At 59.5% G+C, this 15,569-nt stretch carries 15 protein-coding genes and 4 pseudogenes; 13 read left to right on the top strand and 6 right to left on the bottom strand.

The window, feature by feature from the left end; all coding sequences use genetic code 11:
* Positions 1-108: 108 nt before the first annotated feature.
* Positions 109-626, top strand: a pseudogene (locus tag NKH37_RS23830) (IS5 family transposase); the annotation flags it as partial.
* Between the two features lie 5 nt (positions 627-631).
* On the opposite strand, the gene NKH37_RS23825 reads toward NKH37_RS23830, so the two are convergent.
* A complete protein-coding gene (locus tag NKH37_RS23825) occupies positions 632-781 on the bottom strand; it encodes a hypothetical protein (RefSeq protein WP_353041610.1) in 150 nt (49 codons plus the stop codon).
* A gap of 63 nt (positions 782-844) precedes the next feature.
* Here NKH37_RS23825 and NKH37_RS23820 point away from each other — a divergent pair, with 63 nt between their 5' ends.
* The gene (locus tag NKH37_RS23820) at positions 845-1,159 is read left to right on the top strand and encodes a hypothetical protein (protein WP_353041608.1); all 315 of its coding nucleotides are present in this window, start codon (positions 845-847) and stop codon (positions 1,157-1,159) included.
* Between the two features lie 261 nt (positions 1,160-1,420).
* Here the strand turns inward: NKH37_RS23820 and NKH37_RS23815 are convergent, their stop codons facing one another.
* Positions 1,421-2,239, bottom strand: coding sequence for an SDR family NAD(P)-dependent oxidoreductase (locus NKH37_RS23815; protein WP_353041607.1), 819 nt, complete (start codon positions 2,237-2,239; stop codon positions 1,421-1,423).
* 463 nt (positions 2,240-2,702) lie between these two features.
* Between NKH37_RS23815 and NKH37_RS23810 the strand changes: the two genes are divergently transcribed.
* The 4 genes and pseudogenes from NKH37_RS23810 (at position 2,703) to NKH37_RS23795 (ending at position 6,926) form a co-directional block, all read left to right on the top strand.
* Complete coding sequence (locus tag NKH37_RS23810) at positions 2,703-3,668, top strand: LysR family transcriptional regulator (RefSeq protein ID WP_502906000.1); 966 nt, start codon at positions 2,703-2,705, stop codon at positions 3,666-3,668.
* A gap of 172 nt (positions 3,669-3,840) precedes the next feature.
* Positions 3,841-4,866, top strand: a complete 1,026-nt coding sequence (mgrA, locus tag NKH37_RS23805; RefSeq protein ID WP_353041605.1) for an L-glyceraldehyde 3-phosphate reductase — start codon at positions 3,841-3,843, stop codon at positions 4,864-4,866.
* A 62-nt stretch (positions 4,867-4,928) separates the two neighbouring features.
* Positions 4,929-5,959: pseudogene (locus NKH37_RS23800) on the top strand (aldo/keto reductase).
* A gap of 61 nt (positions 5,960-6,020) precedes the next feature.
* Positions 6,021-6,926, top strand: coding sequence for an NAD-dependent epimerase/dehydratase family protein (locus NKH37_RS23795; protein WP_353041603.1), 906 nt, complete (start codon positions 6,021-6,023; stop codon positions 6,924-6,926).
* A gap of 73 nt (positions 6,927-6,999) precedes the next feature.
* On the opposite strand, the gene NKH37_RS23790 is transcribed toward NKH37_RS23795, so the two are convergent.
* Positions 7,000-7,248 carry a hypothetical protein gene (locus tag NKH37_RS23790; protein ID WP_353041660.1) on the bottom strand — a complete coding sequence of 83 codons (249 nt, stop codon included), beginning with the start codon at positions 7,246-7,248 and terminating at the stop codon, positions 7,000-7,002.
* Between NKH37_RS23790 and NKH37_RS23785 the strand changes: the two genes are divergently transcribed.
* Entirely contained in the window at positions 7,177-8,061 is an 885-nt protein-coding gene (locus NKH37_RS23785; protein WP_353041601.1) for an NAD(P)-dependent oxidoreductase, read from the top strand. The genes NKH37_RS23790 and NKH37_RS23785 overlap by 72 nt on opposite strands.
* A 310-nt stretch (positions 8,062-8,371) precedes the next feature.
* On the top strand, positions 8,372-8,923 hold the full coding sequence (locus NKH37_RS23780) for a cytochrome b (RefSeq protein ID WP_353041599.1): 552 nt from the start codon (positions 8,372-8,374) through the stop codon (positions 8,921-8,923).
* 159 nt (positions 8,924-9,082) lie between these two features.
* Here the strand turns inward: NKH37_RS23780 and NKH37_RS23775 are convergent, their stop codons facing one another.
* Complete coding sequence (locus NKH37_RS23775; protein WP_353041598.1) at positions 9,083-9,424, bottom strand: DUF4112 domain-containing protein; 342 nt, start codon at positions 9,422-9,424, stop codon at positions 9,083-9,085.
* A 73-nt stretch (positions 9,425-9,497) separates the two neighbouring features.
* A complete protein-coding gene (locus NKH37_RS23770) occupies positions 9,498-9,977 on the bottom strand; it encodes a YidB family protein (RefSeq protein ID WP_353041596.1) in 480 nt (159 codons plus the stop codon).
* Between the two features lie 263 nt (positions 9,978-10,240).
* On the opposite strand from NKH37_RS23770, the gene NKH37_RS23765 reads away from it, so the two are divergent.
* Positions 10,241-11,236 (top strand): L,D-transpeptidase family protein, encoded by a 996-nt coding sequence (locus NKH37_RS23765; protein WP_353041594.1) that lies wholly within the window; start codon positions 10,241-10,243, stop codon positions 11,234-11,236.
* 351 nt (positions 11,237-11,587) lie between these two features.
* On the opposite strand, the gene scpB is transcribed toward NKH37_RS23765, so the two are convergent.
* The gene (gene scpB, locus NKH37_RS23760; protein ID WP_353041652.1) at positions 11,588-12,166 is read right to left on the bottom strand and encodes an SMC-Scp complex subunit ScpB; all 579 of its coding nucleotides are present in this window, start codon (positions 12,164-12,166) and stop codon (positions 11,588-11,590) included.
* Between scpB and NKH37_RS23755 the strand changes: the two are divergent.
* The 4 genes and pseudogenes from NKH37_RS23755 to NKH37_RS23740 all read left to right on the top strand — a co-directional run.
* Positions 12,110-12,457, top strand: a pseudogene (locus NKH37_RS23755) (Rossmann-fold NAD(P)-binding domain-containing protein); the annotation flags it as partial. The gene scpB and the pseudogene NKH37_RS23755 overlap by 57 nt on opposite strands.
* Positions 12,458-12,660: 203 nt before the next feature.
* Positions 12,661-13,336, top strand: a pseudogene (locus NKH37_RS23750) (LysR substrate-binding domain-containing protein); the annotation flags it as partial.
* 27 nt (positions 13,337-13,363) lie between these two features.
* The gene (locus NKH37_RS23745; protein ID WP_353041592.1) at positions 13,364-14,536 is read left to right on the top strand and encodes an epoxide hydrolase family protein; all 1,173 of its coding nucleotides are present in this window, start codon (positions 13,364-13,366) and stop codon (positions 14,534-14,536) included.
* Between the two features lie 123 nt (positions 14,537-14,659).
* On the top strand, positions 14,660-15,568 hold the full coding sequence (locus tag NKH37_RS23740) for an NAD(P)/FAD-dependent oxidoreductase (protein WP_353041590.1): 909 nt from the start codon (positions 14,660-14,662) through the stop codon (positions 15,566-15,568).
* Position 15,569 lies beyond the last annotated feature (1 nt).

The following is a 15,569-nucleotide window of genomic DNA, read 5'->3' as shown; positions in this document are numbered from 1 at the left end:
CTCCATCGGGTTGGCGATCGCTGATGACGCGCGAACGTTGGTTCGAAGTCGCGCGCATCCTGTTTACCGGCTTGATGGCGTTGCTGTATTGGCAGCAGCTCATACCACCTGGCGGCTGCCTATGACGCCACTGTCCAGATGATCGACACGTTCATTGTTCGCGTGCATCAGCATGGAGCTTGCATCAAGAGGAATCAGCGTCAATTTATGGGAAGGTCACGTAGCGGGTTGACAACGAAAATTCATGCGGTGGTCGATAGTAATGGTCTGCCGGTGCGGCTGGCGTTGAGTCCCGGCGAGGCCCACTACGTTCGGCTTGCAGGAAAACTGCTGTCTCGAAATCAGGATCAATGCTGCTTGCCGACCGTCGCTATGACGCCGACTGGATCAGGAAGCTTGCCATGAAGAAGGGTGCGTGGGCCTATATCCCGCCGAAGAGCAATCGCAGCGCTCCAATCTGCTTCAGCCCGTATCTCTACCGCGCACGCAACCGCGTAGAGCGGTTCTTCAACAGGATTAAGCAATGTCGTCGGGAGGGCAACGCGCTGCGATAGGCTTGCCGCCTTGCCTTCGTTCAACTCGCGTCAATCAGGCTATGGCTGCGCCTTAATGAGTCCGCGTCCTAGTCTAGTTAGTCTTCACTTAGTCCAGCAGCTTTGTATGGCGCCAGTTTTTCTTCGCTCTTCAGGAATTTAACCCGGCCGACCAAGCCTGGCTTGATCCATTCGGCCTTGTCTTTCTTTAGGCCCTTCGGCACGGGACCGCCGATCTTGCCCTGCACGCGGTCCCACAAGCGCTTGTCGATATCTAGAGATTGACGTTACCGGTGCCGAGATAGCGGCCGTTGTCGGCCATAAGAACCCTTGCCGCCTGCCCGATCGCGCTGAACGCCAATGATGTCCATCTCCTTTTCATCGTAGCACTTGATCTTTCGCCAGCTCATCGTCGGGCCGCTGCGATAGAGACTATCCCGGCGCTTCGAGACGATACCTTCTTGTCCAGTCTGGTCCGCGACGTAGTAAACGGCGTCACCGTGCCGGGCATCGCCTCGCTGAAGTCAACTGATAAGGCCCAATCGCCTGCTATCTCAAGAATGCGGCTGTTTTCGAAGACGGAAATGGTGCTCTCGCTCATCAGACGGGCTAACCCGCAAAGATAAAGACACGGATCGAACTGGTACTGGCCGAGAGCTGATGCGCCGGAATGCAATACACTGATCCCTGGGTTCTGCGGGCTGCGTGGCGCCTCGTCGTGTCATGAGGACCAAGCGCATCTGACGAAAAGCGGCCCGACCGAGCTGTCGTTCGGGCACAGCGTCCTCACCCGCTGAAATCTATCCAATCTAAAGGAATAGACGCGCAACAGGTTCAGCACCTTTGGCGAACTGGACTGGACCAATGGAGATGCCGGGACGTCACCCTTACGGAGTGTCGCCGACCATGCCGGAGAACAGGACTGAGCCGCGCTGCTCGAGAAGCGACAGCGAGGTGTAATCCAGGATCGATAGACCCCCGTCGGCGACCAAGGTTTGTCCCGTGATAAACGAAGCCTCATCGCTCGCCAAGAACGCGACGGCCGCAGCAATTTCTGCCGGCGTGCCCATCCGGCCGAACGCGCTTGGCGGCACCGCCCAGTCGCTGGCACCAGACGCTGGCGCCGCGGCATCGGTTTCAGTGGCAATCCAGCCCGGGCTGACGCAGTTCGCCCTGATCCGATGTGGAGCCCCCTCGATTGCCAGCGATCGCGTGAGCGCTTCGACGGCCGCCTTGGCGACGCAGTACAGACCCCAATTGCCGTGCAACGTGGCCGTGGACGATATGTTCACAATCGCACCGCCGCCGAAATCCCGCAGCAGCGGCAAGGCGTAGGAGGACACAAAGTAGGTGGAGTCCAGGTTGGCGCCGCGCATCTTGTCCCATCTCGCTCCAGGGTGATCGCCCGGTTCGATCCCGCTGCGGCGCGAACCGGCGCCTGCGTTGTTGACCACAACCCGCAGCCGCCCCCAATGGCCGGTCTGGCCGATCAGGTCCTCGACTTGACGTTCCTCCGACAGATCGCACTGGAAAAAGCGGGCTTCGCCATTTATCGCCTTTGCTTCCGCCTCAACGGCGCGGCCCTTTTCGAGATCGCGACCTGCGGACGCCACCCGGGCTCCCTCTTTCAGGAAATAGTGGACGATCCCGCGGCCTATCCCTGAATTCCCGCCGGTCACGAGAACGTCTTTGCCTTTAAACCGCATGGTACCTCCTGCAGACGGTGCAGACGCGCGCAGATTGCGACATCTCTGATCCATTCCGCTGAGGAACGGTGGACCGAAACAGGGATATGCCTCGTTATTCAATTCAGCGTCAGTGCCACAGCAGGCCGAGGATTGGACATCGAGCGGGAGCGAGTTCTTCCCTGGCACAGGAATGAGCCATATCCGGCAGTTTGTGCGATCGGGTTGATGCTGAGTGTATAGGCCCTGCTTCGCCGATGGCTTCCGGAACAAGGGCTATCGCGGGATCGTGGGCAACCAGTTCATGGAGCTTTTCAAGGTTGCTGACCTCGAAGACCGTGCGAGGCGCGATGCCAATCTCCAGAAAGGCGCGGTCGACGAGTTTCCGCGTCCCCCAATCCGACAGCGGGTGGCGGCGTTATTTTTGTGTGGCATGGTGGATCAATCGTGAGGATTTCGATGTCGTCTGCTCAATGCCACATCGGTGAGTTTTTATCTCTGCACCAACGCCCAGGCCGTGGCGATCTCGATGATGGGAGTTGTTATGTCGCTCAGTCGCGCTGAAGTGTACGATCTTTCGATATTCCTGCTCATCGTACAGTATCGCAGTTTTAGAAAGGCGGCGGACAATCTCGGCGTAACCGCATCAGCACTCAGCCACCGGGTGAAAGCGCTTGAAGAGCGACTTGGAGTAAGGCTGCTAAACCGGACAAGCCGAAGTGTTGCTCCAACGGTGGCAGGAAGCGCGCTTGCCGAAAAAGTGAGTGCTGGCCTCGATCTTATCAATTCTGGCCTGGAAGAACTGCACGGGCACCACGAAGGGACCGCCGGTAGTGTGCGGTTGAATGTACTGCGCGATGCGTCGACTTTACTTCTGCGCCCGGCATTGCCGACCTTCTTGCAGCGCTTTCCCAACATCGAATTGGAGATTGCGGTCGACGATCACTTCGTCGACGTGACTGCGGAAGGCTTCGACGCCGGTCTCAGATATGGTGGCACGATACCGGAGGACATGATCGCCATTCCATTGACGCCACCACTCAAGTGGGTGGTCGTCGGTGCACCGGCCTACTTCGAGCGCCGCGGTCGGCCGGAATTGCCTGACGATCTTCGTTCCCATCAATGTATCCGCATCCGCACGGGGCGGGGGCAGATTTACAAATGGGAATTCGAGCAGGGCGATGACCGGCGCGAGATCGACGTTCCTGGCTCACTCATCTCAAGTGAATCTGCCTTCGCCATCAATGCTGCGGTCGACGGTATTGGTCTGTTTTATTGCCTGGAGAAGCTCGCTGGTCCTCACCTTGCAGCAGGGCGGCTGGAAGTGGCCCTGCCGCAATGGTCTTCAATCGGCCCGCCTTTGTCCATGTACTACTCAAGTCGCCGGCAACTGCCGTTCGGGATAAGTGCCCTCATACAGGTGATACGCGATATCAATCCGCTGAAATGAACTTTGCGGGGTCAAACCGTGGGTGACCATCAGATGGCTATCGATGAGCTTAGCTCATTGATCTGGTTACCTCTCGCCCATTGATTCATTAATCGACGATGCTATTCAATCCATCGAATGCTGCGCGGTCGATGGACCGAAATGGCGCACGCAATGCAAATACGAGGCTAGAATGTACGTTGCGGATGCGAAGAGATACGACGCGATTGGGTACCGCCGCTGTGGTCGGTCGGGGCTGAAGCTGCCGCCGATTTCGTTGGGCCTGTGGCAGAACTTCGGTGGTCAAGATGTCTTCGAGACCGGCCGCTCGGTGATCCGGCGTGCCTTCGACAAGGGTGTCACTCATTTCGACCTGGCGAACAATTATGGTCCGCCTTACGGGTCCGCGGAAGAGAATTTCGGACTGGTCCTCAAAAGGGACTTTTCGAGCCACCGCGACGAAATGATCATCTCCTCGAAAGCCGGTTGGGATATGTGGCCGGGTCCTTATGGGGCGGGTGGATCCCGCAAGCATCTGCTTGCATCGCTCGACCAGAGCCTGAAGCGAATGGGTGTCGAATATGTCGACATTTTCTATTCCCACCGCCCGACATTGGATGTTCCGCTCGAAGAAACTATCGCCGCGATGGTGCAGATGGTGCGGCAAGGCAAGGCGCTCTACGTCGGCATTTCATCGTATGGGCCAGATCGCACTCGGGAAGCCGAGCGCGCCCTGCGCGCGGAAGGAATTCCCCTGCTTATCCACCAACCGTCCTACTCCATGCTGAACCGCTGGATTGAGGATGCCTTACTCGACACGCTGGAAGAGCTTGGTGCCGGCTGTATCGCATTTTCACCGTTGGCACAGGGGTTGTTGATATCAAAGTATCTGAATGGCGTCCCGGACGGCGCGCGTGCAGCGCGTGGCGGCTCGTTCGACACAAAGTTGCTGAGTGATGCAAACATAGAGCGTGTCCGCGGACTGAACGCGATCGCAGGCGACCGCGGGCAGACACTTGCCCAGATGGCGATCGCATGGACCTTGCGAGATCCACGCGTAACCAGCGCGCTGGTAGGCGCGCGCAACGTAACCCAACTCGATGATTCCCTAGGCGCTTTGGAGAATCTCGAATTCAATGCTGAAGAACTTCGCAAAATCGACGGGTACGCAACCGAGGGCGGCGTCGACCTCTGGCGAGTTCAATCAAAGGCAGCCTGAGAAGACGATGGCATCGGCCCACGGCGCGACAGGCCCGATTAGATCCCTGAAGGAGCAAGACCATGGAGTATCGCAAGCTTGGCAACAGTGGCGCCGTCGTCTCGGCCTATTGCCTGGGCACCATGACTTTTGGGCACGAGTCCGACGAAGCTACGTCGTTCGCGCTTATGGATGATTATTTCGAGGCCGGCGGCAATTTCATCGATACCGCCGAAGTCTACAGTGCCGGCGTGTCAGAGGAAATCATCGGCCGTTGGCTCAAGAGCAAGGCAGGAACCGCCAAGAATCTGATGATCGCCACCAAGGGTCGCTTTCCCATGGGCGCGGGACCGAACGATCTCGGCCTGTCGCGCAAGCATCTTGGGGCAGCGCTCGATGCCTCGCTCAAGCGTCTGGGCGTCGAGCAGGTTGATCTTTACCAGATGCACGCTTGGGACGCGCTGACGCCCTTGGAGGAGACGCTGCGCTTTCTCGACGACTCAATCCGTAACGGCAAGATCGCCTATTACGGGTTCTCGAACTTCCTGGGTTGGCATCTGACCAAGGCGGTGTGGCTGGCCAAAGCCAATGGCTACACGCCGCCCGTGACGCTGCAACCACAGTACAGCCTGCTGGTCCGCGACATCGAACATGAGCTTGTGCCGGCGTCGCTCGACGCCGGTATCGGCCTGCTGCCGTGGTCGCCGCTGGGCGGCGGATGGCTCTCAGGCAAATACAAGCGCGACCAGATGCCGGCAGGCGCTACGCGCCTTGGCGAAAATCCCAAACGCGGTATGGAATCGTTCGTCGCCCGCAATGCCAAGCCGATCACCTGGAACGTGATTGGGGCGGTGGAAGATACCGCGAAGGCGCTTGGGGCGAGCATGGCGCAGGTCGCGCTGGCATGGGTCGCCGCACAGCCAGCGGTCACGTCGGTTATTCTCGGCGCCCGGACACGAGAGCAACTGGCCGACAATCTCGGTGCGGCCAGGCTGACCCTGACGGACGAAACGATTGCCGAACTCACCGCGGCGAGCAAACCGGAAATGTCGGAATATCCCTATGAACGGGCGGCATAAGCCAGCGCCACCGCAAGATCGAGGGTGGCCGCTGACTTTGGCGGCACGCGAACCGCATCGATATTCATCATCGATAACCATCAAAGGAATCTCGGCATGTCCGCATCCGATACCCCAGGCAAGCGCATCATCTTTACCGGCGGCACCGGCAAGGCCGGCCGGCACGCTATTCCCTACTTGCTGGAGCGCGGCCACGAGGTGCTCAACCTCGATCTGGTACCGTTCGCCCATCCCGGTGTCAGGACGTTGATCACCGATCTCACCGACAGCGGGCAGACCTTCAACGCGTTGTCGATGCATTTCGACAGCAGCGGGCTCACCACCGGCAAGGGGCCTGCACCGGTGGATGCTGTCGTGCATTTTGCCGCCATCCCCGCCTTGTTGCTGCGCCCCGACAACGTCACCTTCCAGGCCAATGTCGCTTCGACCTACAATGTCATCGAGGCGGCGACAAAGCTCGGCATCCGCAAGATCATCATCGCGTCCAGTGAGACGACCTATGGCGTCTGCTTCGCCGAAGGCGACAAGGACTTCCACCAGTTTCCCCTGGAGGAGGATTACGATGTCGACCCGATGGACAGCTACGGCCTGTCCAAGGTGGTGAACGAGAAAACGGCGCGCGCCTTCGCCATGCGCTTCGGTACAGACATCTATGCGCTTCGCATCGGCAACGTGATCGAGCCGCATGAATACGACCGGTTCCCGAGTTTCGTCGCCGATCCGTTGTCGCGCAAGCGCAATGCCTGGAGCTATATCGACGCACGCGACTTGGGTCAGATCGTCGATCTTTGCGTTCGTAAAGACGGTCTCGGCTTTCAGGTATTCAATGCCGTTAACGACACGATCACCGCCAATGAGCCGACCGAGGCCTTCTTGAGGCGCTGGTGCCCTGCCGTGCCGGTCACCCGCCCGATGGGCGAATTCGAAGCGCCGCTGTCCAACCGCAAGGCGCGCGAGGTACTCGGATTCCGCGAGGAGCATGACTGGCGGAAATATGTCTGACGATGGCGCTGGCGCCGTGCGGGAGTACCGGCCGGTCGTTCCGCTTGCCCGGAGCAAAACGGCACCCGAGAACTCAAAGCACAGCCGTCGCGACAAAAAAATCGAGTAAGATCGTCAGCGCCTGCGGGATGATCCCTGCCATCGGACCAGAGTCCGAGGCAGCATCGATCGCACCCCGCAGCCGCTTCAGAACGCTTTTCCAAGACGGAGCGAACTGGATCTGGCGGTCACCGACAAAGGAGAGACCCTTATGAATGTTGGTTTCATTGGACTCGGGCGCATGGGTGCTGGCATGGCAGCCAACCTTTTGAAAGCCGGGCATGACGTTACCGTCTACAACCGGACACCCGGCAAGGACGAGGAACTCGTCCAGATGGGCGCCCGGGCTGCCGCCGAGGTTGCGGAAGCCTGCGATGGCGAGATCGTCGTGACGATGCTGGCAGACGACCACGCGGTCGAAAGCGTGGTGTATGGCGATCAACGCGTGCTAGCGAGCCTGGCCAAAGGCGCGATCCATGTCTCCTGCAGTACGATTAGTGTTGCCTTGGCGGAGCGGCTCACAGCTGATCACGCCGCAGCCGGTCAACGCTTCGTCGCTGCTCCCGTGTTCGGTCGGCCTGAGGCTGCGGCGGATGGAAAGCTCTTTGTCCTTGCCGCCGGCGAGCCGGAGGCGGTCACGACCGCAACTCCGTTCTTCGACGCCGTTGGGCAGAGGACTTTCGTTGTCTCCGAGACGCCCAAGGCCGCCAATCTCGTAAAACTCAGCGGCAATTTCCTGATCGCTTCGGTTATCGAATCCCTCGGCGAGGCGATTGCGCTGGTGAGCAAGGGGGGCGTCGATCGACACCAGTATCTCGATATGCTCACCTCGACGTTGTTTGGCGCTCCTGTCTACAAGACCTATGGCGGGCTGATCGTCGATCGAAAATTCGAGCCAGCAGGGTTCGCGGCACCACTTGGCCAGAAGGACATCCGGCTGGTGCTCGCGGCGGCTGAAGAGTTGCGCGTACCGCTTCCCATCGCCAGCCTTCTGCGTGACCGTTTCCTGAGCTTGCTCGCCCATGGCGGCGACAATCTCGACTGGTCGGCGCTCGGTTCGCTTGCGGCAAGAGATGCTGGTGAGTCAGCAAACTAAGGGCCTGCGATCCCAACAAAGGCCGACCAGGAGGTGGCCCAATGTCCATACCGCACATTTCATTCAAAGGATCGCATCTCGGGGGGGCGCTCTTGGACGGCCACAGGTTTCTTGGACACTGCCCCGCGCGCCGCTGAACGCTCTCGACGTGACCAATCGACGATCACTGAGCACGCTCTTCCTCGTTCGGGCCGCCCCGTCGGCTCAGCCGCATCGTAAACCTCGTTGTGCTTGATGAACAATTGCTGCACCGGCACATTAACGCCAGGTTCGGAGAAAATAGTCTCCGATACACTTTCGGAGCCCTTTCGTGTCGCTATCTGGTACAAGAATTCGCTACGGCAGCCTCGCCCAGGCATTTCACTGGCTTACCGCGCTGCTCGTACTCGTCGCCTTCTTGGTCTCGCAAGGGGGTCCTCTAACGCGCGTCTATGCGCAAGCCAACGCTGCCACCCTGCAGCTTCATGAATCGCTCGGTTTCACCGTTTTCGTGTTGCTGGTCATACGCCTGGCGTGGCGTTTTTTCGACCGTATTCCAGAGTCACCGCCCATGCCTCTCTGGATGGATGTCGCGGGGAAGATAACGCATTGGGCGCTGTACGCGCTGCTGTTCGTGGTCCCTGCGTCGGCGATGCTCGGCGCATGGTTTGGCGGCCATCCGGTCACGGTATACGGCCTCGGCGCCCTTCGCCCATTCTTTGGCGCCTGGGGCCCCGGCGCATCCCTTGCCGAGATCCATGGCACGCTCGGCGATGTCCTCATGTGGCTCGCGGGCCTGCACGCCGCCGCGGCTATCTTTCACCATGTCTTCCTACACGATCGCGTGCTGAGGCAGATGCTGCCTGGCTTGCCCAACTCGTAATCGGATCGTCGCTAAGCTGAGCGAAGGGATGCTTCGAACCTGGCAACCGGGGAGACATTGCAGGTGAGAAGTTCTATCCTCCACGCGACCAGCAGGAGCGCTTGACGCACAGTTGATCCTTACGGCAGTTGCGTGCCACCGCATTCAGGCCTTCGGCCTTTACCTCTGGAGGTAACGGCGGAGCAGCCTTATGTTGCGATTGTTCGCCTTAAAATAGACGTCGAAGATCGACCCGAGAATAGGAACGCTTCCTACCGCCGTATCAAGCAGCACGTTGCCTAACATGCGGCCGACTAAGCCATTTCCAGCCCCGCAGTTTCGGGCTCGCAAGACGATATAGGCCGAGACCAAGCCCGTCGCCACGTCCCCGAGTATGCGCACCAGACCCACCAGGGCATCCAGTCCATAACGAACTGACGTTCCGGGAATGCGCCAGCGGGAATCAAGTAAAGCGGCCAATAGATCGAGCTCGGCGATTGCTTTTTCTGCCTCGGGGTCCATATGGCCCTGCCCGCGCATCCCAGCTGCCCGGCGAGTGCGATTTGCCAGACCTCCCCGGTCTAGATCTGTCACTCTAGACGTCGCTTTCGCCAGCTGAATTCTTGGCTTGCGGCCTACGTGGCGGCACGTCGTCGAGCAGCGTCGTCTCATTCGAGCCTTGCGTTGGCTCAGCTGGCAATTCACCATTTGGCGTCATCTGGTTGACCGCCTCGGGCAGATCTTGCGTGATCCTGTGGATGAGGTCATCGCGCGAAAGACCCGTTTGCATCGAAAGCGAGGTGAGTGTGTCTTCGTCTATAGCTGCTTCCACGTCGCTTGGCTGGATCGGTTGGTTCGGCCCGGTGCCAACCCAAGAGTCGACCTTCGATCCTGCCCCTGCCCCTCTGAATCGTTCGAGGATGTCGCCAAGGGCCGTACCGGACACCCCTTTCGATATCTGATCCAGAATCCCGCCTTGGGGGTCGTTGGGATTACGATTTCCCGCTTCACGGATCATGTCGCCGATCTTGTCGCGATTTTGGTATGCCAGGACGCCAAGCATCGCGATCGCCAATTTCCCAGATTTGCCATTTTGGTCTCCTCCACGGTTCGCAAGAGGAAGGGCTCACCTTCACAAAAGTTCCGCCAGATCCAATGTTGGTGTGTCGTTGCGGCGCTGTTCGGAGGGCTCGACCGGTCTATCCGATTGGGATGTGAGGACCCTGACCAGATCAAGCTTGTGCTAAAGCGTTGAATCACAATGCCTTGGGCCGAGATAACGGAACCAAATAGGCCGTGTCGCGTCATAGAGGCAGGTTCCCATCCGGAGTGAAATCAATGATCAGGCTCCTTGTTGTCGCCGCAGCGTTCCTCCTCGCTTGTGGCGGGGCGGAAGCGGCTAAGCTGGACCTGGCTGCCGTCAACCAGGCGAAATTCGCATCCTACACCCCAAAGGGTTTCAACCCGGCCGTTCTGAAGGCACAAATTCTTTTGGACCGCGCGCGCTTCTCGCCGGGCCTGATCGACGGCCACCTTGGTGAGAGCTTCACCAAGGCGGTCAGCGCCTTCCAGACGGCGAACGGATTCCAGTCCGATGGCCAGCTCACCCGGGAGACCTGGGACAAGCTGTTGGCTACCTCTGCGAGCCCGGTCCTGATCGCCTATGAGCTGACGCGCAAGGATGTGCGCGGACCTTTTACCAAGCGAATTCCGGCTCGCCTGGAGCGGATGGCCCGCCTGTCGAGGCTCGACTATCACAATGCGGCCGAGAAGCTGGCGGAGCGCTTCCATATCAGCGAGCCCCTGTTGCAAAGGCTCAATCCTGGCATCGGCTTGAGAAAGGCCGGCACGAAGTTGTGGGTCCCTGATATTGGTCGGGGCGATCCTCCCGCCATTGCCGAGGTTGAGGTCGACAAGGAGGCTCGCGTGCTACGCGCGCTTGATCCTTCCGGTAACGTACTTGCAGTCTACCCCGCCTCGATCGGCAGCGATGAAAAGCCGGCGCCGAGTGGCCAGGCAGAGGTCAAACGCGTGGTGCACAATCCGACCTATCACTACGATCCCCACTTCGCTTTCAAGGGCGTCAAAACCAAGCAACCCTTCACCATCGCTGCGGGCCCGAACAATCCGGTGGGGTCGATATGGATCGATCTCTCTATCGAAAGCTACGGCATTCACGGCACGCCCGAACCCGGCAAGATCGGGAAGACCTTCTCGCATGGCTGCATCAGGCTGACGAACTGGGATGCCGAAGACCTCGCCTCGATGGTGCAAAAGGGCACGAAAGTTACCTTCAAGGACGAAATTGCCGACGCTGGCGTCAAACCTATATAGGCATGCCGCACCAATCGGGTCATTTTGACCTGATTCAGAACGCCTCTCCGAGGCCTACTCTCGCGTGTCGGAGTGCACCGATGCCGCGAACCGTGCAATCCGCCATTGGACCGCTTCCGAATTGCGCGCGCAAGCCAGAAAGTTCGAAAAGCTTCCAAGAACGCCAAGCAAACTGGGCGCTGTAAGCGGACAATAAGGTTCACGGATATCCCGGCGAACATCCGCATTGGAGCGGTCGATATCGTCGGCACAAGAGCATCCGAAAAGGGCTGTCGGCGGCTCCGTCGTGGGAACGAAAAAAGAAGGGAAGCAGAACTTTCTTGTGCGATTTTTGCACACAACATATCGTAACTATCTGATTATGTTCAGGAATCTTCCCCATCCATCACTGGTCTGGCCAACATCCTCTTCCGCGTCGCTGGAGAAGGCCGGCATGATGTCGCCCGCCAGCAGCTTTTCTTTCGAGAGCAGACCTGCGTCCTCGAGCGCTTCGATGTCGGGAAGATCGCGCAGTGTGTCGAACCCGAACTGCAGCAGGAACGCCTTGGTGGTGACATAGGTGTAGGGCGCACCTGGCGTCGGGCTGCGCGGCCCGGAGGCGATCACGCCGGCACCGCGCAGGTAGCCGATCAGGTCGCGGCTGATTTCCTTGCCAAGGAAGGAGGACAGCTCCGCCCGCGTGATCGGCTGGAAGTAAGCGATCGTCATCAGGACGAGCACCTCCGACTGCGAGAGGTCTATCGTGCGCTCGCTGGCGCCGACAGCGGTGCGGATGGCGTCGGCATAGGCCGGCCGCGTCAGATGCCGAAAACCGCCGGCGACCGCGACCAGGTCATAGGGTCGGCCGCGCAGTTCTCCGCGGATGTCGTCGATGGCGTTGGCGCTAACCGCTGGCCGGCAGCGCACATCAGTGACGTGGCCCGCCTCTATCGCCTGGCATTGGAGAAACACGAAGCTGGCGCGCGCTATCACGCGGTTGCCGAGGAAGGTGTGCCGATGCGTGAAATTGCCGAAGTTATCGGCGCAGGACTCGGTGGGCCGGTCGTGTCGCTGCCGCAGGAGGCGGCGACGGACCACTTCGGCTGGCTGGCGATGTTCGCCGGGCTCGATATGCCGGCGTCCAGCACATGGACATGTGAGCATCTCGGCTGGCAGCCGACCGGTCCGAGTCTTCTCGCCGACCTCAGAGAATGCGACTACCGTCCCGTATCCGCCAAATAAGAACGCGCGACATTGCGCCGCGCGACGCCGTTCGGTCCATCCCTATACGACGAAGTCGAAGCGCCCGATACGGAGGCCGCGATCGCTCCCCATATGCAGGACGAGCCGGGGATCGAACAGGCGATCGCTCCTGTTACGCGGATGATCGGGGAAATAGAGCTGAGTGGTCAGCATACCGCCATTCGGCCACCGAGATGGTCAGCGGCTCGGCCAGGCAAGTGCAGGAAGCGATCCAGCTCGTTCGGGAGGTGCAGACCCGGCCGTCTGGCCTACTGAAGATGCGGTGCCGACGATCGCAGAACGGTTCATATCAGGCCCGCTGCTGGCGAGCTTCATGGAAGCCTATCCCGATCTGCATCTCGACATCACGATGACGGACGCAGAGTTCGATATCGTCGAGGCCCGCTTCGATGCCGGGGTCCGGCTTGGAGAAGTCCTGGAAAAGGACATGCTGGCGGTGCCCGTGTCGTCCGCCCAGCGGCATTGCGCGGTCGCTTCGCCAAAATATCTGGCCACGCGAGCCGCTCCCCTGCATTCACAGGACTTAACAGGCCATGTCTGCATTGGTTGGCGGCCGAGGCCGGATGCCGCTCCTTACCGCGGGGAATTCACCGAGAACGGCCGCGACTTCGATGTCGCGGTCGACCCCGCATTGTCGACCAACGATCTGGGTTTGATGATCCGGACGGCCTGCGCGGGAGCGGGCATCACCTTCGGCATGGTCGAGCGTTCCAGCCATACCTGACAAATGGCAAGCTCGTGCCGTTGCTGGAAGACTTCTGCCCACCGTTCGATGGCTTTTACCTGTACTATCCGAAGCGGGACCGCCAACCTCTGAAGCTCAGAGTGTTGATTGATCATGTTCGTACCCATCGCTGATCCTCTCCAATCAACCGAGGTCGCAGAATGCAATCGTTCACCATCGACATCCCTGATGCGCAGATCGAGGACCTGACGCAGCGACTTCGAAACACCCGTTTGCCCGAAGGGATATTTCAACCCGATGATGAAGACGGGACGAGCTTGCCGCTGGTCCAAGAGCTCGCACGGATTTGGCGCAACGATTTCGATTGGCGGGCGGTGGAGGCGCTGCTGAATGAACTGCCTCACTTCACGACGAACATCGGTGGCCTCGACATTCATTTCATTCACAAGAAGGGTGTCGGTTCCAATTCCAGGCCACTCCTGTTGACCCATGGTTGGCCTGGCTCGTTCCTCGAGTTCGTATCAATCATCCCGCTTCTGACCGATCCAGGCGCTCATGGCGGCAATCCGGATGACGCGTTCGATGTCGTCATTCCTTCGTTGCCCGGCTACGGATTCTCGTCGGCTCCGCAGGAACAGGGGTTTGGTGCGCGACGTACCGCAGATATCTGGAATACGCTCATGCACCGACTGGGCTATCCCAGATACCTCGCCCAAGGCGGCGATATCGGCGCAGGCGTATCTTCATGGCTGGGTGCCAAATATCCCGAGTCCGTCGTCGGCATGCACCTCAACTATATTCCCGGCAGCTTCCGGCCTCCCCTTGGAAACGACTACGCGGCCGTCAGCCTCGAGGAGCAAGCTTTCCTCGACAGAGCGGCGAAGTTCGCGGCCGAAGAAGGGGCTTACTCTCTTCTCCAGTCCACGAAGCCTCAAACCCTGGCCTATGCACTGTCAGACAGCCCGATCGGTCTGTTGGCATGGATGACCGAGAAATTCGCGAGCTGGTCGGACTCCGGCGGCGATCTTACAAAGGTAATATCGGCGGAAACCCTGCTGACCAACGTGTCGATTTATTGGTTCGGAAACACGATTGCGTCGTCGCTACGAATGTACAAGGAGAACAGGCTCCAGCCTTTTGCATATCCTGAAGTCACGTCGATATCCGTACCGATGTGCTTCGCGCAATTCCCGAAGGAGTTGCCGACACCGCCCCGGTCCTGGGTCGAGCGCAGTTTCAACGTTCGCCGTTGGACTGAAATGCCGAAGGGTGGGCATTTCGCAGCCTTGGAGCAGCCCGAGCTTTTGGCCGCTGACATAAGGGCATCGTTTCGGGGCTTGGGAAGTGAGATATTCTCCCGCCCGCAAGGTTGAGTACGGCACCGCGATTAAGCCTGCGTCGCAACATAATTCGTAACATTTGTTGTATCGAGAAATCAAGATCGCTATATTGCACCGCGGGACGGGCCGCCACTGGCCCGATTGGCAGGTGACTTTATGGAACCAACTATTGACGCCGTCGTCGTTGGTGCGGGAGCCGCAGGTCTCAGTGCCGCTCTGTTCCTGGGGCGGGCGGGACGATCGACCGCTGTCTTCGACGGCGGCAAATCTCGCATCCACGCGGTGGAAGAAATTCGAGAGCATCTGGGATTCGACGGTCGGTCGACGGATGAATACCTGAAGCGAGCGCGCAATGAGGTCCTGCAGTACGGCGTCGAAATCAGGCAGGCATCAGTGTGTTCTGTCGTTCCGAGGTCCGACGGCGTGTTTGACATTGAATACGGGGACGGGGCAATTACCGCCAGAACGGTCGTGCTGGCCACGGGACTGAAAGATGTCCTTCGGCCATTATCGGGACTTCCGGAAGCATGGGGCCGCGATGTTCGCGTTTGCCCCTGTTTCGATGGGCACGAAGTGCGGGGGAAGCGCTTTGTGGTATTCGGGTTGCCCGAACGGCTCGCGCAAATGGCCTCCTGGGTTTGGATGTGGTCCCAAGATGTGACAGTGGTCACGGATCACGTGTTCAACGAAACTGACAGCGAACGGCTCCGGCTTCTGGACATCAAGGTCGTACCCGGAACGGTGACCGGGCTGCTCCATCGCGCGGTCAGGCTAGTGGCCATTGAAACGGCGGGCGGAGCAGAAGTCGAATGCGATGCGGCATGGATCGCCGCACCTATGACGGCGGCATCTGACTTGGCAGCATCACTTTGCGAGGTCGACGAGATCGGGCTTGCCAAAACCGACAAACACGGCAGGACCAGTCGGCCGGGCGTATTCGCCATCGGCAACGCCAGTGATCCGTTGGCACATCTCGCCCACGCGTCGGCTGCGGGTACGAATGTCGGTCCGGTCGTGACGCTATACTTGCTCGAGCAGCATATAGCTGCTCGGCGGGCCGCATAGT

This window comes from Mesorhizobium sp. M1217, from assembly GCF_040318275.1.
In the GTDB taxonomy this organism is placed as follows: domain Bacteria; phylum Pseudomonadota; class Alphaproteobacteria; order Rhizobiales; family Rhizobiaceae; genus Mesorhizobium.
Note: the sequence above shows the minus strand (reverse complement) of the source record. Positions and strands in the feature narration are given on the sequence as shown.